24 protein-coding genes are annotated in these 21,991 nt (G+C 69.8%); 16 read left to right on the top strand and 8 right to left on the bottom strand.

The window, feature by feature from the left end:
• Positions 1-404 precede the first annotated feature (404 nt).
• The 5 genes from D5S19_RS24505 to D5S19_RS24485 all read left to right on the top strand — a co-directional run bounded on the left by D5S19_RS24505 (position 405) and on the right by D5S19_RS24485 (position 3,464).
• On the top strand, positions 405-992 hold the full coding sequence (locus tag D5S19_RS24505; protein ID WP_098510161.1) for a CDP-alcohol phosphatidyltransferase family protein: 588 nt from the start codon (positions 405-407) through the stop codon (positions 990-992).
• A 48-nt stretch (positions 993-1,040) separates the two neighbouring features.
• Complete coding sequence (gcvH, locus tag D5S19_RS24500; protein WP_120025747.1) at positions 1,041-1,424, top strand: glycine cleavage system protein GcvH; 384 nt, start codon at positions 1,041-1,043, stop codon at positions 1,422-1,424.
• Between the two features lie 102 nt (positions 1,425-1,526).
• Positions 1,527-1,994, top strand: a complete 468-nt coding sequence (garA, locus tag D5S19_RS24495; protein WP_098510159.1) for a glycogen accumulation regulator GarA — start codon at positions 1,527-1,529, stop codon at positions 1,992-1,994.
• A complete protein-coding gene (gene ftsR, locus D5S19_RS24490) occupies positions 1,991-2,758 on the top strand; it encodes a transcriptional regulator FtsR (RefSeq protein ID WP_170069610.1) in 768 nt (255 codons plus the stop codon). The genes garA and ftsR overlap by 4 nt, the downstream gene beginning before the upstream one ends.
• Before the next feature lie 232 nt (positions 2,759-2,990).
• Positions 2,991-3,464, top strand: a complete 474-nt coding sequence (locus D5S19_RS24485) for a bifunctional nuclease family protein (protein WP_098510157.1) — start codon at positions 2,991-2,993, stop codon at positions 3,462-3,464.
• A 59-nt stretch (positions 3,465-3,523) separates the two neighbouring features.
• Here D5S19_RS24485 and D5S19_RS24480 read toward each other — a convergent pair whose 3' ends face one another.
• The gene (locus tag D5S19_RS24480) at positions 3,524-4,156 is read right to left on the bottom strand and encodes a TetR/AcrR family transcriptional regulator (RefSeq protein ID WP_120025746.1); all 633 of its coding nucleotides are present in this window, start codon (positions 4,154-4,156) and stop codon (positions 3,524-3,526) included.
• 282 nt (positions 4,157-4,438) lie between these two features.
• Here D5S19_RS24480 and D5S19_RS24475 point away from each other — a divergent pair, with 282 nt between their 5' ends.
• Entirely contained in the window at positions 4,439-5,020 is a 582-nt protein-coding gene (locus tag D5S19_RS24475) for a MerR family transcriptional regulator (protein ID WP_120025745.1), read from the top strand.
• Between the two features lie 132 nt (positions 5,021-5,152).
• On the top strand, positions 5,153-5,659 hold the full coding sequence (locus D5S19_RS24470; protein WP_120025744.1) for a DUF4190 domain-containing protein: 507 nt from the start codon (positions 5,153-5,155) through the stop codon (positions 5,657-5,659).
• Between the two features lie 61 nt (positions 5,660-5,720).
• On the opposite strand, the gene D5S19_RS24465 is transcribed toward D5S19_RS24470, so the two are convergent.
• The 4 genes from D5S19_RS24465 to D5S19_RS24450 are packed head-to-tail and all read right to left on the bottom strand — an operon-like array spanning position 5,721 to position 10,284.
• Entirely contained in the window at positions 5,721-7,187 is a 1,467-nt protein-coding gene (locus D5S19_RS24465; protein ID WP_120025743.1) for a glycoside hydrolase family 3 protein, read from the bottom strand.
• A 3-nt stretch (positions 7,188-7,190) separates the two neighbouring features.
• Complete coding sequence (locus D5S19_RS24460; protein WP_120025742.1) at positions 7,191-8,021, bottom strand: carbohydrate ABC transporter permease; 831 nt, start codon at positions 8,019-8,021, stop codon at positions 7,191-7,193.
• Positions 8,018-8,995: a carbohydrate ABC transporter permease gene (locus D5S19_RS24455; RefSeq protein WP_120025741.1), complete on the bottom strand. Its 978-nt coding sequence runs from the start codon at positions 8,993-8,995 to the stop codon at positions 8,018-8,020. The genes D5S19_RS24460 and D5S19_RS24455 overlap by 4 nt, the downstream gene beginning before the upstream one ends.
• A complete protein-coding gene (locus tag D5S19_RS24450; protein WP_120025740.1) occupies positions 8,992-10,284 on the bottom strand; it encodes a sugar ABC transporter substrate-binding protein in 1,293 nt (430 codons plus the stop codon). The genes D5S19_RS24455 and D5S19_RS24450 overlap by 4 nt, the downstream gene beginning before the upstream one ends.
• Before the next feature lie 457 nt (positions 10,285-10,741).
• Between D5S19_RS24450 and D5S19_RS24445 the strand changes: the two genes are divergently transcribed.
• The 6 genes from D5S19_RS24445 to D5S19_RS24420 all read left to right on the top strand — a co-directional run bounded on the left by D5S19_RS24445 (position 10,742) and on the right by D5S19_RS24420 (position 15,858).
• Entirely contained in the window at positions 10,742-11,107 is a 366-nt protein-coding gene (locus D5S19_RS24445; protein ID WP_120025739.1) for a YrdB family protein, read from the top strand.
• A 361-nt stretch (positions 11,108-11,468) separates the two neighbouring features.
• Positions 11,469-12,011 (top strand): dihydrofolate reductase family protein, encoded by a 543-nt coding sequence (locus D5S19_RS24440; protein ID WP_120025750.1) that lies wholly within the window; start codon positions 11,469-11,471, stop codon positions 12,009-12,011.
• A 181-nt stretch (positions 12,012-12,192) separates the two neighbouring features.
• Entirely contained in the window at positions 12,193-12,828 is a 636-nt protein-coding gene (locus tag D5S19_RS24435) for a hypothetical protein (protein WP_147397503.1), read from the top strand.
• A 104-nt stretch (positions 12,829-12,932) separates the two neighbouring features.
• Positions 12,933-13,841 carry an ABC transporter ATP-binding protein gene (locus D5S19_RS24430; protein ID WP_120025737.1) on the top strand — a complete coding sequence of 303 codons (909 nt, stop codon included), beginning with the start codon at positions 12,933-12,935 and terminating at the stop codon, positions 13,839-13,841.
• A gap of 10 nt (positions 13,842-13,851) precedes the next feature.
• Positions 13,852-14,592, top strand: a complete 741-nt coding sequence (locus D5S19_RS24425) for an ABC transporter permease (RefSeq protein WP_120025736.1) — start codon at positions 13,852-13,854, stop codon at positions 14,590-14,592.
• Between the two features lie 3 nt (positions 14,593-14,595).
• On the top strand, positions 14,596-15,858 hold the full coding sequence (locus tag D5S19_RS24420) for a sensor histidine kinase (RefSeq protein ID WP_120025735.1): 1,263 nt from the start codon (positions 14,596-14,598) through the stop codon (positions 15,856-15,858).
• Between the two features lie 25 nt (positions 15,859-15,883).
• Here D5S19_RS24420 and D5S19_RS24415 read toward each other — a convergent pair whose 3' ends face one another.
• From D5S19_RS24415 to D5S19_RS24405, 3 genes are read right to left on the bottom strand one after another with little or no spacing between them, the layout of a single operon-like run.
• The gene (locus tag D5S19_RS24415; protein WP_120025734.1) at positions 15,884-16,627 is read right to left on the bottom strand and encodes a succinate dehydrogenase/fumarate reductase iron-sulfur subunit; all 744 of its coding nucleotides are present in this window, start codon (positions 16,625-16,627) and stop codon (positions 15,884-15,886) included.
• Positions 16,624-18,552, bottom strand: a complete 1,929-nt coding sequence (locus D5S19_RS24410; RefSeq protein ID WP_120025733.1) for a fumarate reductase/succinate dehydrogenase flavoprotein subunit — start codon at positions 18,550-18,552, stop codon at positions 16,624-16,626. Before D5S19_RS24410 ends, D5S19_RS24415 begins: the two co-directional genes overlap by 4 nt.
• A 3-nt stretch (positions 18,553-18,555) precedes the next feature.
• Positions 18,556-19,251 carry a succinate dehydrogenase cytochrome b subunit gene (locus D5S19_RS24405; RefSeq protein WP_233574128.1) on the bottom strand — a complete coding sequence of 232 codons (696 nt, stop codon included), beginning with the start codon at positions 19,249-19,251 and terminating at the stop codon, positions 18,556-18,558.
• 93 nt (positions 19,252-19,344) lie between these two features.
• On the opposite strand from D5S19_RS24405, the gene D5S19_RS24400 reads away from it, so the two are divergent.
• The 3 genes from D5S19_RS24400 (at position 19,345) to D5S19_RS24390 (ending at position 21,991) form a co-directional block, all read left to right on the top strand.
• Complete coding sequence (locus D5S19_RS24400; protein WP_120025731.1) at positions 19,345-20,274, top strand: LysR family transcriptional regulator; 930 nt, start codon at positions 19,345-19,347, stop codon at positions 20,272-20,274.
• Positions 20,275-20,419: 145 nt separating this feature from the next.
• Positions 20,420-21,460: a dipeptidase gene (locus D5S19_RS24395; protein ID WP_120025730.1), complete on the top strand. Its 1,041-nt coding sequence runs from the start codon at positions 20,420-20,422 to the stop codon at positions 21,458-21,460.
• A gap of 126 nt (positions 21,461-21,586) precedes the next feature.
• Positions 21,587-21,991: a hotdog domain-containing protein gene (locus tag D5S19_RS24390; RefSeq protein WP_158605626.1), complete on the top strand. Its 405-nt coding sequence runs from the start codon at positions 21,587-21,589 to the stop codon at positions 21,989-21,991.

Raw genomic sequence — 21,991 nt, 5'->3', positions numbered from 1 at the left:
AACCGGCTGCCCCGGCACGAACACCTCCATCACGAACCGCTCCAGCTCACCATTCAAAGCCCGCACCACAGCAAGATCCACACCAGAATCACACCACAAGATCAACAACTCCTGACAAAGCCCTATCTGAGTCTGTGAAGGGTCCCTTCACGGACCCGAAACCGGTCCGGCGCACGCCACGAGGTGGTCGCACACACACCTCCGCATCGCCCACTGCCGGGTCCCCGACCAACTTTGCCGACACCCTGGACTCTGCGGCTGTGAAGGGACCCCTTCACAGCCGCGGGTTCCGGTTGCGCACATTCCGTCCGGTCATCCCCGCCCCGGGCCCCGGGCTTACCAAGACCGCCCGGTCTCCCCGTGGCGCCGAAACCCGGCGAACCGGGTGACTCTAGGCTTGGTCCGTGACCACGGCCCCCGAGACTGAGCCCTCCCTGCTGCGGCAGGCGCTGACCGTGCCCAACCTGCTGTCGCTGGCGCGGCTGGCCGGGGTGCCGGTGTTCCTCTGGCTGCTGCTCGGGCCGAAGGAGGACGGCTGGGCGCTGGCCCTGCTCATTTTCTCCGCGCTCACCGACTGGCTCGACGGCAAGCTCGCCCGGTGGCTCGACCAGATGTCGCGGCTCGGCCAGCTGCTCGATCCGGCGGCGGACCGGCTCTACATTCTCGCCACGCTCGTCGCGTTCCTGCTGCGCGACATCATCCCGTGGTGGGTGGTGGCGCCGCTGGTCGTGCGCGAGCTGGTCCTCGGCGTGTGCGTGCTGGTGCTGCGCCGCCGCGGGTTCTCCCCGCCCGAGGTGACCTACATCGGCAAGGGGGCGACCTTCGTGCTGATGTACGCGTTCCCGTTCCTGCTGGTCACCCAGGGCGGCTCCACGCTCGCCGCGATCGCGCGGCCGATCGCGTACGCGTTCATGATCTGGGGCGGCGTGCTTTACGTCTGGTCCGGGGTCCTCTACGTGGTCCAGGCAGTGCGCGCGCTGCGCACCGCGTAGTGGAAGACTTACCCGCGAAAGATTCCGGTACCAGGAAAGGGGAGGACATTGACGATTCCGGAGGAGCTGCGCTATACCGAGGAACACGAGTGGGTCGCGGTCCGGGACGGCTCGCTGGTGCGGGTGGGCATCACCGAGTACGCCCAGGACCAGCTCGGTGACGTGGTGTTCGTCGAGCTGCCCGAGACCGGACGGCGGCTCGGCGCGGGCGACGCGTTCGGCGAGGTCGAATCGACCAAGAGCGTGTCCGAGCTGTTCGCTCCGGTGGGCGGCGAGGTGGTCGCGGTCAACGCCGCGGTGGCCGACGCGCCGGAGCTGATCAACTCCGATCCCTACGGCGAGGGCTGGCTGGTCGAGATCCGGCCGGACGACCCGGCGGGCCTGGACGCGCTGCTGGAGGCGGAGGCCTACCAGGCACTCCTGCGCGGCTGACGGTTTCGGGGGAGCCGCGGGCCCCGGAACCGGGCAGGCACGGTACGTTGACCACCGCACGTTCTTGGTCGATGGCAACATCTTGTGTAGAGGAGAGCTCAGGTGAGCACGAACGACGGGCCCGGCGTTCCCCCGGAGCAGTCTCCGGAGCGGACCTCTGTCTTCCGGGCCGATTTCCTGGCCGACGTCGAAGCCCAGGAGTCCGGCCCGGCCGCGGAAGCACCGGTACAGGGCGTCGACGCCCTGCCGCCGGGTTCCGCACTCCTGGTCGTCAAGCGTGGCCCCAACGCGGGGTCCCGCTTCCTGCTGGACCGCGACACCACCAGCGCGGGACGGCACCCGGACAGCGACATCTTCCTCGACGACGTCACGGTCTCCCGCCGGCACGCCGAATTCCGGCGCGAGGGCGGCGAGTTCGTGGTGATCGACGTGGGCAGCCTGAACGGCACCTACGTCAACCGCGAGCCGGTGGACCAGGCCGTGCTGGCCGGTGGCGACGAGGTGCAGATCGGCAAGTTCCGCCTGGTGTTCCTGACCGGCCCGGGCCAGGGGGGCCAGGGGGCGCAGTGACGGCGGCCGGCCGGCCCGGTCGCTACCAGGCCCGGCGCGAGGGGATGAGCATCGGGGCGGTGCTCGCGCAGCTGCGCGGCGACTTCCCCGATGTCACCATCTCCAAGATCCGGTTCCTGGAGGCCGAAGGACTGGTCCGGCCGGGCCGTACGCCCTCGGGCTACCGGCAGTTCGCCCCGGCGGACGTCGAACGCCTGCGGTTCGTGCTGTCCGCGCAGCGCGATCACTACCTGCCGCTGAAGGTCATCAAGGAACAGCTGGACGCGGCCGACGCCGGAGCCGAGCCGGACGCGGCGGTTCCGGCCGTGCCGCGGCTGCCGCGCCGCCTGGTCCCGCTGGGCGATCCGAGCACGGCGGGGTTGCCCGCGGCGGCCGACTTCGAGCCGGGACCGGACACCCGGCTGACCCAGGAGGACCTGCTGGCACAGGCCGGCATCGACGAGCAGGCGCTGGCGGAGCTGTGCCAGTACGGCCTGCTGCGGCCCGGTCCGGCCGGGTTCTTCGGTCCGGAATCGGTGCTGATCGCGCGGACCGCGCGGGCACTGACCGAATTCGGTATCGAGCCGAGGCATCTGCGTGCCTTCCGCGCCGCGGCCGACCGCGAAGTCGGTTTGCTGGAGCAGATCGTGACCCCGGTGTACCGCCATCGCGACGCGGACGCGAAGGCCCGCGCCGACGAGCTGGTCCGGGAGCTGGCCGCACTGTCGGTCACCTTGCACACACTGCTCGTGAAAGCCGGCATCCGGAGCGTCGCCGGCGACTGAGCCCCGGCGCGGTGCCCGCCGGCGATGTGAGAAACGTTGCGCGGCGGTTGTCAATGACTGAATGTTCGCGCTTGCATGCCGTACCGTGAGGAGAGACGGTTTGCGCCGCCGCGAACCGAGAATGTCCGCCACTAGCGAGCACAGCGCCCGGATGACGGGTAGCGTCGGAACCAACGGCGCGAGAACGTCGCAAGCGCTGCAGCCCGTGTGCACGAGAGGGAGGCGAAGCCCGATGAGCGAGATGCGCGTCGTCGGCGTGCGGGTCGAACTGCCCGCCAATCAGCCGATCTTGTTGCTGCGGGAGACCGAGGGCGAGCGGTACCTGCCGATCTGGATCGGCTCGGTCGAAGCCACCGCGATCGCCTTGGAGCAGCAGGGAGTCCGACCCGCCCGGCCGCTGACGCACGACCTGCTCAAGGAGGTCATCGGCGCGCTCGGCCGGGAGCTGGAACAGGTCGTGATCACCGACCTCAAGGAAGGCACGTTCTTCGCCGAGCTGGTCTTCGACGGGGATGTCCGGGTGTCCGCGCGGCCCAGCGACTCGGTCGCACTGGCCCTGCGGATCGGGGTGCCCATCCACGCCGTGGACGCGGTGCTGGAGGAGGCGGGCCTGATCATCCCGGACGAGCAGGAGGACGAGGTCGAGAAGTTCCGCGAATTCCTCGATTCGGTGTCCCCTGAGGATTTCCGCGGCGCCGACACCTGAGCCGCCCGCCGGTGAGCGGGGCGCGCCTCCCCGCTCACACCGGACTGTTTTCCCGTGGATTACCGGACAGCTGTGGCGCGGTCGAACAAATCCGCGAGTTCCCGTCCGTACCGCTCCAGATCGAGAGACGGATCGGCGGCGTAGGCGGCCGCCACCCCGTCCACGGCCTGCGCGATCGAGAGCGCGACCACCTCGGCGGAGATGTCGCCGAAGACGCCTTCCCGTTTGCCCTGTTCCAGTTGCCGTTGCACGAATCCCGTGCGCATCTGCGTCAGCATCACGCCGGTCATCGACCAGCCGTCCCGGTCCCCGGTATGCGCGCCCAGTTCGACGAGAACCTGTACGCACTGGGGGTAATCGCGCAGGAACGCTACGGAGGTTTCCAGGTATGCGCGCAGGTTTCCGCGCCGGTCGCCCGGGTCGATCCCTGTGCTGCGCTCGCTGAGGTATTGCGTTCTTGTTTCGACCACGGTGCTCAGTACCGCTTGCAGCAGACCGGCTTTGTTCGTGAAGTGATACGAGATCAGCCGCGTGCTGCTGAGCCCGGCCCGCTCCTTGATCCGAGCGAAGGTGGTGCGCGCGTAGCCCTGCTCGGCGATCGTCGCGATCGTCGCCCCGATGATCTGTGCCCGGGTGGTGGCCTCGGTGATGCTGAGGCCGAGTTCGGCCTGACTGTCCGGAGTTACTTGCATGAGTAAAATGTAACATGACCGAGTAAGACCTGTCGACGGGTGCGCAAGGGACGGAAGTGCCCTCCGATACGGCGAACGGACCAACTCTCGATACGGCGTTGAGGTCCGCCGCGCGTCGCGTTGACCGGCCCGCGGCGCGGCCTTACCGTCGAAGGCGGTAAATCGCCACGATGTGATTCGCCGACCGCGAGCGGTCGTGGCCGATACTCCCCGGTCGATCCCGCTCCTGGGTCCGGCCGGCTGTGGTTCGCCGGCCGCCGGGTCGGGCGAGGGGAGGCTTGCGTGGTCGAGGCTGGTAGTCCGGACAGGCCGCCTGTTCGTGCCGCGGACGGGGAGCAGGGTGAGCTGTTCCCCGACGCCTCGCTGCCCGACGAACTGGTCGGCTACCGCGGACCGGCGGCCTGCCAGATCGCCGGGATCACCTACCGTCAGCTGGACTACTGGGCGCGCACGAAGCTGATCGCGCCGAGCATCCGCACCGCGCACGGGTCCGGTTCCCAGCGGCTGTACTCGTTCAAGGACATCCTGGTCCTCAAGGTGGTCAAGCGGCTGCTGGACACCGGGGTGTCGCTGCAGAACATCCGGGTCGCGGTCGAGCACCTGCGGGTACGCGGGGTGCGGGACCTGGCCAAGGTCACGCTGTTCTCCGACGGCACCACGGTGTACGAGTGCACCTCGCCGGAGGAGATCGTCGACCTGCTGCAGGGTGGCCAGGGCGTGTTCGGTATCGCGGTCAGCGGGGCGATGCAGGAGATCAGCGGCACCATCCACGAGTTCCCCGCCGAACGCGCGGACGGCGGAGTGGTCGAGGCGGTCGTGCCGGACGAGCTGACTCAGCGTCGTAATTCCCGCCGCACGGGCTGACCTGCGCCTCCGTCCGGGGTCGCGTGACCGGCACGAATCTGTCACGGTCGTGGCGGTCGGTAACAATCGGCCGTCTCGGTCGATAAGGTTCGCGCCGGGGCAGCATGCCCGTGGCGGAAAGGGACCAGGACGATGAGCACGCCCGACGATCAGACCCCGCAGCACCCGCAGACACCCCAGTACCCCCAGGCCCCGCAGTATCCGCAACCCGCGCAGTATCCGGGGAACCCGGACGGGTCCTATCCCGCCCCGCCGCCCCCGGGATACGGGCAGCCTGCGACGCCGCGCAACGGTTTCGGGGTCACGGCGCTGGTGCTGGGAATCCTGGCCCTGGTGCTGTGCTGGACCGTGTGGGGCGGCATCGTGCTCGGGGTCCTCGCGCTGATCTTCGGCATCCTCGGCATCAAACGCGCGAACCGCGGGGAGGCCACGAACAAGGGCATGTCGATCTCCGGTGTGGTCACCGGCTCGATCGGCCTGGTGATCGGCGTGCTGCTGGCCGTGCTGGTCGGGTCGATCTTCGCGAAGTTCGGCAGTCAGCTCAACAATCTGCAGGACTGCCTGAACCAGGCGAACGGTGATCAGGCCAAGATCGAGCAGTGCCGGCAGCAGTTCACCGACGACGTGCGCGGTCGCTGACCCGAAACGGGCTCCGCCGTGAAGGGACCCTTCACGGACCGAGAGGCTGTGAAGGGTCCCTTCACAGCCTTGCCTCAGGGGCGCTCGGTCGAGCCAGATACTCCGCAGCGGCGCGCAGGCTCACGAACGACCCGCCGAACGTGTCGATCCGCGGCCGGTCGCCGGAGATGGGGCCGGGCGCCCCGGTCTCCACCCGGATGTAGTCCACAGTGGACAGGCGGCCGAGGAGTTCCCGCACTGCCGGGTGCCGGTGTGCTTCCCGGGTGACCACCACGACGCTCGGCCACGACGCGGCCTCGGCGAGCACCTGCTCCGCATCGCCGGGGCCGACGGTGAGTGCCCGCGTGCCGGGGACCAGTTCGGTCAGGTGCGGTCCCAGGCCCCACGGCATCGGCCCGGCCGCGAGGGTCGGGTCGGTGTGCACGTCGAGGACCAGCGGTGGCCCGGTGAGGGCGGGCGTGCCGGTGATCCGCAGTGCGGCGCGAGCGGTTGCCATCCCCAGCGTGCGGTCGACCGGGCGTAGCGGGGCGGGGGATGGGGACGTGCCCAGCGAAGCCGTCCGGGAGGCTGCGTCGGCGAGGCGTTCCTCGGGCAGGGTTCCCTCGGCGACGGCCGTCACGATCGCTGCGGTGACTCGGTCCAGGGTGGTGGCATCGAACGCGGCGCCGCCGATGCACAACGCGTCCGCCCCGGCGGCCAGTGCACGCACCGCTGCGTTGCCCAGCCCGTCGTGCCTGCCATAGGCGCCGGAGACGGCACCCATTTCCAGCGCATCGGTGATTACCGCACCGGTGAAGCCGAGTTCGTCGCGCAGCACGTCGGTGAGCGCGGTCCGGTTCAGCGTCGCCGGGGCCTCGCCCCAGGCGGGGACCACGAGGTGGCCCGACATCACCGAGCGCACGCCCGCCTGGATGGCCGCGGCGAACGGGACCAGCTCGATCGAGCGCAGTTCCTCCGGCGTCCGGGAGAGGACGGGGAGCGTGACGTGCGAATCCTCGTTCGCCGCGCCGTGGCCGGGGAAGTGCTTCGCGCAGGCTGCCACGCCATACTTCTGCAGCCCTGTCACATACGCCGCGACGTGCGGTGCGGCGGTGGCGGGATCCGAACCGAACGCTCGTACACCGATGATCGGGTCCTCCGCGGCGAGCGTCAGGTCGGCGCACGGGGCCAGGTTCACCGTCACTCCGCACGCGGCGAGCCGCTCGCCGAGCGCCGCTGCGACGGACGCGGTGAGTTCCGGGTCCCCGGCGGCGCCGAGTGCGAGCGGGCCGGGCACGAAGGAACCAGTGGCCACGTCGAGCCGGGTGACGTCGCCGCCTTCCTCGTCGATGCCGACGACCACGTCCTCGCGTTCCGCGCGCAGGGCGGAGGTGAGCGCGGCGACCTGTTCGTCGTCGACCACGTTGCGGCCGAACAGGATCACCCCGCCGAGGCCGTCCGCGAGCCGCCGCAGCAGCCACTGCGGGGCGGTCGTACCGGCGAAACCGGGCAGCAGCACGGCTTCGGCCCAGCTGCGGAGGTTCGGCATCGGCTATCCCTTCACCGCGCCGGCAGTCATGCCGGACACGAGTTTCCGTTGCACGATCAGGAAGAACACCACCGCGGGGATCGCGTAGACCACCGACGCGGCCATCACCCCGCCCCAGTCCACGGAGAACGCGGTGCGGAACGAGGACAGCCACACCGGCAGCGTCTGCTTCGCCTGGTCCCGCATGAACACCAGCGCGAACAGGAACTCGTTCCACGCGGTGATGAAGCTGAACACCGAGGTGGTGACCAGCCCGGGACCGAGCAGCGGCAGGGTGACCCGGCGGAACGCGCCGGTCCGGCTGCACCCGTCGATCATCGCGGCCTCTTCGAGATCGTAAGGGATCCCGTTGACGAACCCGTAGAGCATCCACACGGTGAACGGCAGCGAAGTCGCGAAGTACACCAGCAGCAGCGAGGGCAGCGTGTTCAGCAGCCCGATGTCGCGCATCAGCAGGTACATCGGGATGAACAGCGCGGACAGCGGGGCGAGCTGCGCGACCAGGATCAGCAGCAGGAACCCCTTGCGGCCACGGAAGCGGAACCGGGCCAGCGGGATCGCTGCCAGCACCCCGACCACCAGCGCCGCGAGCACCGCGCCGAGCGTGACGATCAGGCTGTTGCCGAGATAGGTCAGGAATCCGGGCTTCGTCAGCGCCGAAGCGAAGTTCGACAACGTCGCGGACGAGGGGAGCAGATCGAATTTCGGCGACAGGATCTCGCCCGGCGTCTTCAGCGCGGTGGTGAACATCCAGTACGTCGGGAACAGGAACACCAGCGCGACGAACACGCCGAGCACGGACAGCGTGATCCGTTGGCTCAAGGACTTCTTCACGCGAGTTCACCGTCCTTGCTCCGCACCAGCAGTTGCACATACCGGGCGGTGACCGCCAACAGCAGCACCAGCATGATGGTGGCGATCGCCGCGGCCGAGCCGAAGTGGCTGCCCGCGATGCCCTTGAGGTACTGCAGGATGGCCAGTGTGGTGCTGGCGCCGTCCGGCCCGCCTTGGCGGATCGCCCAGACCTGCGCGAACATGGTGAAGTCCCACAGCAGGGACAGGAACGTGACCATGGTCAGGATCGGCCGGATCACCGGCCAGGTCACCGCGCGGAAGGTCTGCCACGGGCTGGCGCCGTCGATCCCGGCCGCCTCGTACTGCTCCCGGGGCACCCCGATCAGCCCGGCGTAGAGCGTGAAGGCGACGAACGGCACCGCCTGCCACAGCACCAGCAGGCCGATCACGACGAGCGTGCTGGTACCACTGGCGAACCACGAGTAGCCGATGAACGAGTGGAACCCCAGCTTGTCGAGCGTCTTGTTGAGGATTCCGTACTGCTGGTCGAAGATCCACTGGAACACCGTCGTCGTGGAGATCACCGGCACCGCCCAGGCCAGCACCAGCGAGATCTGCACGATGATCCGCACCACCGGGTTCAGATGGCGCATGAGCACCGCGATCAGCAGGGCGATCAGCAGCGTCGCGGCCACCAGCGCGGCGGTGAAGACGACGGTGCGCACGGTGACCGCCCAGAACTCCGGATCGGTGAGGGCCTCGGTGTAGTTCTGCAGGCCCACCCAGATCGCCTTGCCGGTCACCAGTTCGCGCAGGTCGAGCTTGCGCAGGCTGATGCCGAGCATCTGCACGGTGGGCCAGCCGAGCAGCACCAGCACGGCGGCGAGGGCGGGCAGGAGCAGCAGGTACGGGGTCAGCTGGCCGCGGCTCCCAACTCGTTTCGCGAGACCGACGCGAGCCGCTGCCGGCGGGGGCGGCCCCGCCGGCAGCAGCGCGTCTTTCGTCGCGGTCATCCGCCGATGATCTTGTCGAGCGCGGTGTTCGCGTCCGCGGTCGCCTGGTCCAGGCTCTTCTTTCCGGTCAGGTACGCGGTGAGCATGTCCTTCATCGGGTTCTGCCCGGATTCGACTTCACCCCACTTCGGGCTCGCCGGCACCGTGCGGCCGTTCTTCGAGGTCTGCGCCATCACCGCGCCGAACGGATCCTTGGCCAGCGCGGCGACATCGGTGGAGGTGCCCGGCACGGTGCCCGCCGCGGCCATCTGCGTCATATACTTGGCGCCGGTCAGCAGCTTCAGGTATTCCTTGGCCAGGTCGGTGTGCTTGCTGTTGACCGGCACGACCAGGTTCGAGCCGCCGAGGAACACCGGGGCGCCGGCTCCGCCGGTGCGCGACGGGATCGGGAACGCCCCGGTCTTCGCGGTGATGCCCGGATCGGTCTTCGCCGCGGTCGGCAGCTCGCTCGGCGTGCCGATGAACATCGCGACCTTGCCGCCGCCGTAGATGCCGGCTTGCTGCGGGTTGGCCTCGTCGTTGTCCTTCGGCGCGGTGGTACCCGAGGCGTCCACGAGCTGTTTGTAGAATTCGAGGCCCGCCTTCGCCCCTGGACTGTCCAGAGTGGACTTGAAGCCCTTGCCGCCGGCCTTGGCGACCTCTCCGCCGTTGTCCCAGATCAGCGACAACAGCGCATACCAGTTCTGGCCCGGCAGGTAGAGCGGCTGGAAGTCCTTGTCGCTGCCGAACTTCGCCTTCAGCTTGGCGATCGCGTCGAGCCATTCCTGGTTCGATGCGGGCGGCTTGGTGATGCCCGCCTGCTCGAACATATCCTTGCGGTAGATGACCTCGCGGCTCGCGGCGTAGAAGGGCACGCCGTAGGTCTTGCCCTCGTACTCGCCGGAGGCCTTGAGCCCGGCCAGCCACTGGGCACCGTTGAGGTTCGCCACGTCGCCGGTGAGGTCCTGCAGCACGCCCTGCGCCTCGAACGCCGGCGTCTGCGTGCTGCCGACCTCGATCACGTCCGGCGGGGTGTCACTGGCCAGCGCGGTGGTCAGCTTCTGCTGGATCCCGTTCCACTGCTGGACTTGGTAGTCGACCTTGACGCCGGGGTGGGCCGCTTCGAACTTCCGGTTCAGCTCCTGGGTGAGACTCTCCGGCGCGGAGCCGGTCATCAGCCAGACCGTCAGCGTGCCGCCCTGTCCACCGCCCGGCGCCGCGGCGTCCGGACTTCCGCCGGAGCCGGCGCACCCGGCGGTCGCGAGCGTGATGGCGGCGGCCCCGGCCGCCAGCTTGAGCCAGCGCTTCACTCGTCCCGTCCTTTCGGAGCAGGCCACCCCGGGCCGCTCTGCCAAATGGTGTAGACCAATATGGAGAGAGTGGTCCGGACCACAGTCGGTGTCAAGGTGATTGCCAAGATGTTGCGAAGCCGGGCATCGGGGTGACGCTGGGTGGTCGGCCGGTCACCTCGAATTCCGGGAAAGCCGCTGGTCAGCCGGAGGCGACGGGGAATGGGCAGGAATTGACGGGATGGGGGCGGGGTCCGGGGAGAATGTCGCGGGGGCGGTCCGGTGGTCCGGGTGGTCCGGTCGGCTGAGCATCGTGAAATCCGGGAGCGGGGCACCGGTGTGCGAGGAGATTCCACGCTGTGAAGGGACCCTTCACAGCCTCAGCGTCCGTGAAGGGTCCCTTCACAGCCTTTCGGCCGGAAGATCGCCGGGCGGGGCGGTGGGGTGATCGACCGGCTGCGGCCGTTACGCTGCAGGGGTGACCACGACTCCTCCCGCGCTGCGCGGCTTCGGCGGCTTCGTGCTGGTCATTCGGTTCTGCACCGAGCTGGCGCTGCTGGCCGGGCTCGCGGTGGCGGGTGCCCGGCTCGGCGGTGGCGTGCTGCTCGACGTGCTGGCCGGGGTCCTGTGGCCGGCGCTGGCCGCGGTGATCTGGATGTTCGTGGTGGCGCCCAAGGCGAAACGCCGGGCGCCGGAGCCGACGCGGTTCTTCCTTGAGGTGGCGTTGTTCGGCGTTGCCGCGCTCGGGCTGATCGCCGCGGGGCTGCTGGTGGCCGGGATCGTGCTCGGCGCGGCCGGGATCCTGGTGGCGGCCGCGGTCCGGGTGTGGGCGAAGGACGGCTGAGCTGCCTCGAATCCTCCCGGCCGATTCGAGGAGGGCCGGTGCGGTTGGCCGTGGTGGCGCCGCGGTGATCGCCGGCAGGTTGCGCCAGCCCGGGCAGTTGCTCGTGAGGCCATGCCCTCGCGGCCGTATCCGGGCACGGTGATGGGCCGGGACGCGCTCACGCACCTGCACCACGTCCTGCGCGATCTCATCGCGACCAGACAGCCCGAGCTGCGGCCCCCCGCCGGGCCTGATCTCGCAGACGGGGCCGCGGCCGTATCGGCAGGTGCCTGCCGGAGGGCAGCGCACAAGTGGCGCGACCTGTCCGGTCGAGACCATGATGACCCCCGACGCGACCGACCCGGCGATGCGGAGACACGACATGGGCACACTGCTGTACTCGGCCACGATGTCGCTCGACGGGTTCATTGCCGGTCCAGGTGGGGACATGAGCTGGCTGAAGCCCTACATCGGGCCGAATCCCGAGGTCGCCGAGCTGATCACGGGGATCGGCGCCCTGCTGGTCGGCCGCCGCTCCTTCGAGGGCGACGACCCGAACCGCGGCACCGAAGCCGAGGGCAAGGCCTTCGGCGGTGGCTGGGAAGGCCCGCAGTTCGTGCTCAGCCACCGTCCGCCGGCGGCCGATGTCCCCGGGGTGCGGTTCGTGTCCGATCTGGCGCAGGCCGTCACCGAGGCGAAAGCGGCCGCGGGGGAGAAGGCCGTGAACGTCATCGGGGCGACGGTGGCTCGCGGGTGCCTCGACGCCGGGTTGCTGGACGAGGTGGCGGTCTTCGTGGCCCCGGTCCTGCTGGGCGGCGGGGTGCGGTTGTTCGACCGCCCGGACGGCCCCTCAGTCCGGCTGGAGCGGATTTCCCATAGCGCCGCACCTTTGGCGACGAACCTGCGGTACCGAGTCCTGTACTGAACTCTCTCGGCCGGCCTGGAATCTGAAGGCTGTGAAGGGTCCCTTCACGGACACAGAGGCTGTGAAGGGTCCCTTCACAGCCTTGGCCTGCGTGCGCACGTCGAGCAGCTGTGGTTTACAAGGTCGGTAGGATCTGGCCGCCGGTCGTGCCGTGCGGGTGTTCCGGCGGGTGGAGGTCGGGATGACCGGCACAGAGCCGGGTGAGACCGGTGATCTGGAGTCCGTCGCGCGCCTGGTGCGGATGTCCGACACGGCGCCGATGCCGCGGGTCGACGCCGCGCCTCGCGCGCAGCGGCCCGTGACGGACGATCCGGCGGTACCGGCGGGTGTGTTCGGCGGGGCGCTGGACGACCGAAGCGGCTCCGCGGCCGGACAGCTGGCCGCGGCGGGCGGCCCGGCGACGGCGGAGTTGTCCGGCCTTGACGAGCTGCTCGACGGCACCAGTGCGGAGACGGTCGGGCGTCGTCCGGTGCGGTCCCTGATCGTTGCGGGTGCGGCGGTGGTGGCGTTCGGCGGGCTGGGTGTGTGGGCGCTGTGGCCGTCTTCGTCCGGGGACGCGGCCGGGGAGGCCGTGCCACCGCCGGCCGTGCCGTCGTCGTCCGCTCCGCCGACGGCGATCACCACACTCACCGCGAGTCCGGTACCACTCCCGGCGACCGCGGACGTGCGGGACAGCACGATTCGCGCCAGCAGCAAGGAAACAGCCCCTCCTCCCGTCACCTCATCGGAAGACAATTCCGACGACGTCGCCCCGGGTTCCTCCCAGCGGCAGCGAAACGACCACCGGAAGCCACCACACCGGCACGGGCAGGAATAGCGCCGCATCCACCGATCAGTGGATGCCCGGGTCCACCACCTGCCCCCGCGTTCCGGCCGGGCAGTCGATCCGGGGACCGGGGTCCGCGCGGCAGGCTCGGGGGCATGGCGATCATCGAGGTGGACGGCCTCGTCAAGCGCTACGGCGAGCACACCGCGGTCAACGGGGTGAGCTTCGCCGTCGAGCCGGGCGAGATCTTCGGGATTCTGGGCCCCAACGGGGCAGGCAAGACCACGACCGTGGAGTGCGTGGAGGGGTTGCGCACTCCGGACGGCGGCAGCATCCGGGTGTGCGGGCTCGACCCGCACCGCGAGGAAAGTGAGCTGCGCGAGCTGGTCGGCGTGCAGCTGCAGGAAAGCGAGCTGCAGGAGAAGCTGCGGGTCGGCGAAGCGCTGGAACTCTACAGCTCGTTCTACCGCGACCCTGCCGATTGGCGTGAGCTGGCGGGCCTGCTGGGCCTCGGCGGCAAGCTCGGCACCCAGTTCCGGCGGTTGTCCGGCGGGCAGAAGCAGCGCTTGTCGATCGCGCTCGCCCTGCTCGGTAGCCCGAAGGTGGCCGTGCTCGATGAGCTGACCACCGGGCTCGATCCCCAGGCGCGCCGGGACGTGTGGGACCTGATCGAGGGCATCCGCGCCCGGGGGGTGACGATCCTGCTGGTCACGCACTTCATGGAGGAGGCGGAGCGGCTTTGCGACCGGCTCGCGGTGATCGACTCCGGCCGCGTCGTCGCGCTGGACACCCCCGCCGGGCTGGTCGCGAAAGTGGACGATCGGCAGCGGATCCGATTCCGGCCGTCCGCACCGCTGGACGACGCGCTGCTGACGGCGCTGCCCGAGGTCGAGTCGGTGCAGCGCGCCGGCGGCCGGGTCGTGGTGACCGGTACCGGGAACCTGCTGCTCGCGGTGACCACCACGCTCGCCCGCAACCAGCTCACCGCCGCCGACCTGCGGGTCGAGCAAACCACGCTGGACGACGCGTTCGTCGCGCTCACCGGCCGCCCCATCGACGTCTGAGGAGATTCGCATGTCCGCGTTGTCCCGGCTCACCGCCACCGAAACCAAACTGTTCTTCCGCGAGCCGGTGATCGTGTTCTTCGCGCTCGCGTTCCCGCCGCTGCTGCTGGTGGTGCTCGGCCTCGTGCCGTCCATGCGGGAGCCGCAGCCCTCGCTGGGCGGCGGCACCGTCCTCGGCCTGTACGTGCCGATCGTGATCGCGTTGGGGCTGGCCATGTTCGCGTTGAACGGGTTGTCCCAGCTGTTCGCCACCTACCGGGAAAAGGGTGTGCTGCGCCGGATGCGCACCACGCCGGTGAAACCCGGGACGATGCTCGGGGCGCAAGTGCTGATGTCCCTTGTGCTTTCGGCCGGCACGATGGTGGTGGTCCTGCTGATCGGCCGCTTCGCCTTCGACGTCCCGCTGCCCGGCCAAGCCGTCGCCTACGTGCTCGGCTATCTGCTCGTGGCGCTCGCGCTGTTCGCGATCGGGCTGCTGATCGCGTCGATCGCGCCGAGTGGCAAGGCCGCGGGCGCGATCGGCACGCTGGTGTTCTTTCCGCTGATGTTCTTCGCCGGGTTGTGGCTGCCGCGCGACAGCATGAACCCGGTGCTGCGCACGATCAGCGATTTCACCCCGCTCGGCGCGGGCGTGCAATCATTGCAGGACGCCACCGCCGGGCACTGGCCGCAGGTGCTGCACCTGGCCGTGCTGCTGGGGTGGGCGATCGTGGCCGGCGGGCTGGCCGCGCGGTATTTCCGTTGGGAGTGAGGGGTGGGCGTCGAGCCTGAGCCGCGGCGCGGGAGGCTGGGGGACAGCGTGATCCTCCGGCTGATTCCGTACTTCCTCCTCGCGGTCGGCGTGGCCGTGACGCTGCTGGAGCCGGCCGGCGAGGGTCCGGCACCGGTGGCCCTCGCGCTGTCCGCGGCGACCGTGCTGTGGCTGCTTTGGTTCGACACGCACCCGCAATGGCACGAAACCGCCGCGGTGATGGGGGTCTACTACGCCGGGCTGGCGTCGCTGACCGCCGGGCTGGTGGCGATCGCGCCCTGGTACGGCTTCTTCGCCTGGGTCGGCTACCCGCTCGCGTTCCGGTTCCTCAAGGGCCGCTGGATGTACGTGGGCGCGTCGGTCACGGCAGTAACCTCGGCGCTGGCGGTGCTGGGAGGGCTGAGCGCCGTTCGCGCCGACGGGCTGTGGTGGGAATGGCTGGGCGTCAGCGTGGTTTCGACGGTGTTGTCCGGGGCGCTGTTCCACTTCTTCCACGTCGCCGGGGAACGCGAGCTGCAGCGGCAGCGGACGCTCGCCGAGTTGCACGAGGCCAACCACAAGCTGGAGGACGCGCTGGCGGAGAACGCCGGCCTGCACGCCCAGCTGCTCGTCCAGGCCCGCGAGGCCGGTGTGCAGGACGAGCGGCAGCGGATGGCGCGGGAGATCCACGACACCCTGGCGCAGGGCCTGGCCGGGATCCTTGCCCAGGTCCAAGCCGCGGAACAAGCGCTCGACGAACGCCCGGCAGCGCGGCGGCACCTGGCGAACGCGCGCGAGCTGGCCAGGGAAAGTCTCGGCGAGGCCCGCCGGACGGTGCACGCGGTCGAACCGGCCGTGCTCGCCGACGCCCGGCTCCCGGACGCGATCGGCGAGGTCGCCCGGCGCTGGGCGGAGGTGAACGACGTGGCCGTGGCATTGACCACCACCGGCGATGCCCGCCCGATGCACGCGGACGTCGAGGTAACGCTGCTGCGCGCTGTGCAGGAGGCGCTGGCGAACGTGGCCAAGCACGCGCAGGCCGCCCGGGTCGGGCTGACGTTGTCCTATATGGAGGATCTGGTCACCCTGGACGTCCGCGACGACGGCGTCGGCTTCGCCCCCGGCGCCACGCGAGCCGCCGCGCCCGGCACCGGCGGCCTCGGCCTGGCCGGATTGCGGCGGCGTGTGCAGCGCCTGGCGGGCAGGCTGGAGATCGAGTCCGAACCCGGTGGCGGAACGGCGATCTCGGCGACGGTGCCCGCGATTCCGGCGGGCACGGGCGAATGAACCTGCCCGTCCACCGCGAGCCCCGTCACCGCCGGGAACGGCTCGCGCGCAGGAATTCACGGTTCAACGCGGCGATGCTGCTCAGCGGAATCCCCTTTGGACAGGAAGCCACGCATTCGCCGGTGTTCGTGCACCCGCCGAAACCTTCCGCGTCCATCGTGTCCACCATGTCCAGCACGCGGTGCACGCGTTCAGGCTGGCCTTGCGGCAATGCGTTGAGGTGAGCCACCTTCGCGGAGGTGAACAGCATCGCGGAACCGTTGGGGCAGGCCGCGACGCAGGCACCACAGCCGATGCAGGTCGCGTTGTCGAAGGCGAGGTCGGCGTCGGCTTTGGGGACGGGAGTGGCGTGCGCCTCGGGGGCGCTGCCGGTGGGTGCAGTGATGTAGCCGCCGGCCTGCACGATCCGGTCGAACGCGGAACGGTCGACCACGAGATCCTTGACCACGGGGAATCCGCCGGCCCGCCAGGGTTCGACGTCGAGCACGTCGCCGTCGCGGAAGGAACGGAGGTGGAGCTGGCAGGTGGTGGTCTGTTCGGGGCCGTGCGCGCGGCCGTTGACGACCACACCGCAGGCGCCGCAGATGCCTTCGCGACAGTCGTGGTCGAACGCGATCGGTTCGTCGCCCGCTTCGATCAGGTGCTGGTTGAGCACGTCGAGCAGTTCGAGGAAGGACATGTCCGGGCTGGCGTCCTCGACGGGGTATTCGACGAGCCGCCCGGCGGCTTCCGGACCGGGCTGGCGCCAGACGCGCAGGGTGAGTTTCACGTGTAGCTCCGCTGGGTGGGGTGGACGTGCTCGAAGTGCAGGGCTTCCTGGTGCAGCACCGGGCGGGCGCCGTATTCCCAGGCGGCGACGTGCGTGAAGTGCTCGTCGTCGCGGAGGGCTTCGCCTTCGCCGGTCTGGTGTTCTTCCCGGAAGTGCCCGCCGCAGGATTCCTCGCGCACGAGCGCGTCGAGCAGGAGCAGCTCGGCGAGTTCGAGGAAATCGGCTACGCGGCCCGCTTTTTCAAGTTCCTGGTTGAGTTCCGTGCCGGTGCCGGGAATCCGGACTTCGCGCCAGAACTCGGCACGGAGTTCGGGTACCCGTTCGAGCGCCTTGCGCAGCCCCTCCTCGGTACGGGACATGCCGCAGTGGTCCCACATCAGATGGCCGAGTTCGCGGTGGAACGAGTCGACGCTGCGGGTGCCGCCGATCGACAACAACCGTTCGATCCGTTCCCGCACGCCGTTTTCGGTCGTACGGACCGCGGGATCGGCCGGATCCAGGTGAGCGAAGCCGCCACGGGCGATGTAGTCGTTGAGCGTGCCGGGCAGGACGAAGTAGCCGTCGGCGAGGCCCTGCATGAGCGCGGACGCGCCGAGCCGGTTGGCGCCGTGGTCGGAGAAGTTGGCCTCCCCGACGACGAACAGGCCGGGCACGGTGCTCTGCAGGTCGTAGTCGACCCACAGCCCGCCCATCGTGTAGTGGATCGCCGGGTAGATCCGCATCGGCACCTCGTACGGGTTCTCCGCGGTGATCCGCTGATACATGTCGAAGAGGTTGCCGTACTTGGCTTCCACCGCGGGGCGGCCCAGCCGGGCGAGGGCGTCGGCGAAGTCGAGATACACGCCGAGGCCGCCGGGGCCGACGCCGTATCCCGCGTCGCAGACGTTCTTCGCCGCGCGGGAGGCGATGTCGCGGGGCACGAGATTGCCGAAGCTCGGGTACTGCCGTTCGAGGTAGTAGTCCCGTTCGGACTCCGGGATCTCACCGGGCGGACGCTCGTCGCCGGCCTGACGGGGCACCCAGATCCGCCCGTCGTTGCGCAGAGACTCGCTCATCAGCGTCAGCTTCGACTGGTGCTCGCCGGAGCGCGGGATGCAGGTGGGGTGGATCTGGGTGTAACACGGGTTGGCGAAGTAGGCGCCGCGCTTGTGGGCGCGCCAGATGGCGGTGGCGTTGGAGCCCTTGGCATTGGTGGAGAGGGAGAAGACGTTGCCGTAGCCGCCAGTGGCCAGCACCACGGCGTCGGCGAGGTGGGTGCGGACCTCGCCGGTGATCAGGTCACGGGCGACGATCCCGCGGGCCCGTCCGTCGACCACGATGAGGTCGAGCATCTCGGTACGCGGGTGCAACTCCACCCCGCCGGCGTCGATCTGCCGCGACAAGGCCTGGTAGGCGCCGAGCAGCAGCTGCTGCCCGGTCTGGCCGCGCGCGTAGAAGGTGCGCTGGACCTGAACCCCGCCGAAGGACCGGGTGTCGAGCAGCCCGCCGTACTCCCGGGCGAACGGGACGCCCTGCGCGACGGCCTGGTCGATGATCTGCGCGGAGACCTGCGCGAGCCGGTACACATTGGACTCCCGGGAGCGGAAGTCACCGCCCTTGACCGTGTCGTAGAACAGCCGGTACACCGAATCGCCGTCGTTGCGGTAGTTCTTCGCGGCGTTGATCCCGCCTTGCGCGGCCACGGAATGCGCCCTGCGCGGCGAATCCTGGAAACAGAACTGCACCACGTGGTACCCCTGTTCGGCCAGGGTGGCGCCGGCCGACGCCCCGGCCAGGCCGGTGCCGACGACGATGATCCGGTGCCGCCGGCGGTTGGCCGGGTTGACCAGTTTCGCCTCGAACCGGCGGCGGTCCCAGCGTTCGGCGATCGGGCCTGCCGGTGCCGCGCGGTCGGGGATCGGCGCGCCGATCGTGTACTCGGTCATGATTCAGGCCACCCATCCCGCCATCACGGCGATCGGCACGATCAGGAATCCGCCGGTGATCACCACGGCGAGCACGGAGCCGACGGCCTTGACCGTGCGATCGCGGGCGGCGCTGGTGATGCCCAGCGTCCGCCCGGCACTCCAGAAGCCATGGTTGATGTGCAGGCCGAGCATCAACAGGGCGGCTATGTAGATCAGATTCACCCACCACACCTGGAAATCCGCCACGATGTTGTGGTACGGGTGCCCCTCGCGGAAGTCCTGGTTCGCCACCCCGACGGTGAGATCCAGGATGTGCCACACCAGGTACACCGCGAGCGTCGCCCCGCCCCACCGCATCGTGTGCGTGGCGAAGCTCGCCCGGGGGCGCTGGCCGTGCACGTACTTCACCGGTCGCGCGCGGCGATCGCGCCGGGACAGCTGGACCGCGGCGGTCACGTGCAGGACCAGCGCGATCAGCAGGACCACCCGCTGTGCCCACAGGTACCACGAGGTGTGCAGCACCGGCTGGCCGATCGTGCGCAGCCAGCCCGCGTACTGGTCGAACTCGGCCGGGCCGAAGAACACCTTGAGGTTCCCGGCCATGTGCACCAGCAGGAACAGCACGAACAGCAGACCGGTCACCGCCATCACCACCTTCTTGCCGATGGTGGAGCGCCAGAACGCGGAAAGGGGCGCCGTACTGAGTCGAGATGCCACGAAGCCGACGGTAGAACGCGGCTGACGAGAGGGCAAAAACATGATTCCTCTCATTATCAGAGGCAATGCCTATGCAACGGGCTATCCTGGGGCATGCAGTTCCAGCAGCTGGCCTACTTCGCCGCGGTGGCCGAGACCCGGCACTTCACCCACGCCGCCGAACGCATGCGCGTGGCGCAACCCTCGCTGTCGCAACAGATCCGCGCGCTGGAGCGGGACGTCGGGGCGGTGCTGTTCCACCGGATCCGGGGCAACGTGACGCTCACCGAGGCGGGGGAGACGCTGCTGCCGATCGCCCGCCGGATCCTGGCCGAGACGGAGACCGCCTACCGCGCGGTGCGCGAGCTGGACGAGCTGGGCCGCGGCCGGGTCCGGCTGGGCGCCACCCCCAGCCTGTGCACCGGCCTGCTGCCGGAGATGCTGGCCGCCTTCCGGCGCGCCTACCCTGGGATCGAGCTGGTGCTGCACGAAAGTGGTTCGCGCGATTTGCAGACCGAACTCTCCGAGGGCGGTCTCGACCTGGCCGTGATCGTGGACAGCCGGCTGCCCGGCGACGCCCGGCTGGAAAGCCGTCCGCTGTTCGTCGAGGAACTCGTCGTGATCTCCCCGAAGACCGCCCCGGCGCCGGTTCGCGGCCGGATGCCGATCGGTGCTCTGCGTGAGCGCCCGCTGGTCATGTTCCGCCGCGGCTACGACCTGAGGGAGACGACGGTGAACGCCTGCCGCGGGGAGGGGTTCGAGCCGCTGTTCGCGATCGAAGGCGGCGAGATGGACGCCGTGCTGGAGCTTGTCCAGGCCGGGCTGGGGCTGGCGGTGGTGCCCAGCACGGTGGTGGGCACCCGATTCCGCCGCACGCAGTTCACCGAACCCGGCCTCAGCCGGGTCGTCCGTTTGGCCTACCGCCGCGACGTGGAGCAACCGCGCGCGGTCCGGGCCCTGCAGGAGGCGATCCTGCGTTTCCTCGCCGATGGCACCGCGAAACTCCCGCCCGGAACCCGATCTCTGGTCGCCGCGTCGCGGTGAATACACCGATCGTTCCGCCTGCTCCGGCCCCGTGCGGCCACCCCCGGCTGGTTCTTGCGCCCGGGGGTGGCCCAGCCTAGCTTGAGCCTATGGATATCAGACATTCTCTGTCTTATGATCGCAGGTCGTCCACGGAGGGTGCCCGATGAGCGATCTGCACCGGAACGCGACGGTCGTCGATCTGCACAACGACCTGATCCTGCTGGTGGACCACTTCGACCGCCGGGGCAAGCCGGGGCATTTCGCCGAGTTCTGGCTGCCGCAGCTGCGCGCGGGCGGGGTCAAGGTGCAGGTGCTGCCGATCTGCCTGGAGGACCAGTTCCAGTCCGAGGGCGGGCTGCGCCGGACCCTGCTGCTGGCCGAGCGGATCCACCGGCTCGCCGAGGAGCACCCCGCCGACGTCCAGATCTGCCTGACCGGCGCCGATGTCGACGCCGCGGTGGCGGCCGGGCGGATCGCGTTCGTGCTCGCGCTGGAAGGCGCACACGGGCTGGGCCAGGACCCGGAGCTGATCCGCACCATGGGCCGGGTCGGGGTGCGGGTGGTCTCGCTGGCCCACCTCGGCCGGACCTTCCTCGCCGACGGCAGCGGCCTCGACGATTCCTCCCGGGGCGGGCTCACCCCGCAGGGCATCGAGGTGCTCGACGAGATGGAGCGGCTGGGCATCGTGTTCGACGTCAGCCACCTCGGTGTGGCCGGGGTGGACGACGTGCTCGCCCGGGCGAGCCGTCCGCTGCTGGCCACCCACTCCGGCTGCCGGGCGGTCGCGGACGTGCACCGCAACCTCTCCGACCAGCAGGTGAAGGCCATCTCCGACCTCGGCGGCGTGATCGGCGTGGCGGCGGCCATCCCGCCCTTCATCGATCCCGCCCGCCCGACCGCGGCCCGGGTCGTGGACCACATCGAGCACCTGGCCTCGGTCGGCTCGATCGACGCGGTGGGGCTGGGCCCGGACTTCGTCGACGACTACTTCGACGAGGTGTTCGGCGGCTGGCAGACCCCCGGCCTCGGGCTCACCCCGGACTGGGAGGTCGCCGAGATCCGGCGGCCCGCGGATCTGCCGAAGCTGACCGACGAGATGGTCTCGCGCGGGTTCAGCGACGAGGACGTCCGGAAGGTCCTGGGTGGCAACGCGATGCGCGTCCTGCGCACCGTGATGGGGGTGCCCGGGCGGCCTGCCGAGTAGGCCGATGCGGTCAGGTCGGTGAGGTGTGCGGAAACTCGGCAGATATGGCCTAGTCATATGGGTCGATATGGCTTAACCTGGGTCCCGTGCCGGGGCAGGGTCGTCCCGGCCGGGGAGAGGAGTCCCATGGTTCAGCCGAACTCCACCGAGTACGACGCCTTCATCCGGCTCCGCTTGGCTCCCGCCGACGCGCGGTATGCCGGCGACCTGGCCGCGGGCTCCAAGGCGATGGAGATCTTCGCCGATCTGGAGACCGAGATCGCCCTGCGCGAGGGCGGCGATGAAGGACTGTGCGCGGCCTACGATTCCGTGCAGTTCCTGGCACCGCTGCGGGTCGGCGATTTCGTCGAAGGCGTCGCGAAGGTGGTCCGGCGCGGCCGCCGCAGCCGCACCATCGAAGCGAAGATCTACAAAGTACTGGGCGTCGACGACAAGGGCGTCCGGAACCTGACCGAACCCGTCCTGGCGGCCACGGCGGAGGCGACCATCGTCGTCGCCACCGCCGGTCGCACCGCATCCGGGGAAGCCTGA

Origin of the sequence: Amycolatopsis panacis, assembly GCF_003600245.1 — a bacterium.
GTDB lineage: Bacteria > Actinomycetota > Actinomycetes > Mycobacteriales > Pseudonocardiaceae > Amycolatopsis > Amycolatopsis sulphurea.
This window is presented reverse-complemented; position numbering and strand designations above follow the sequence as displayed.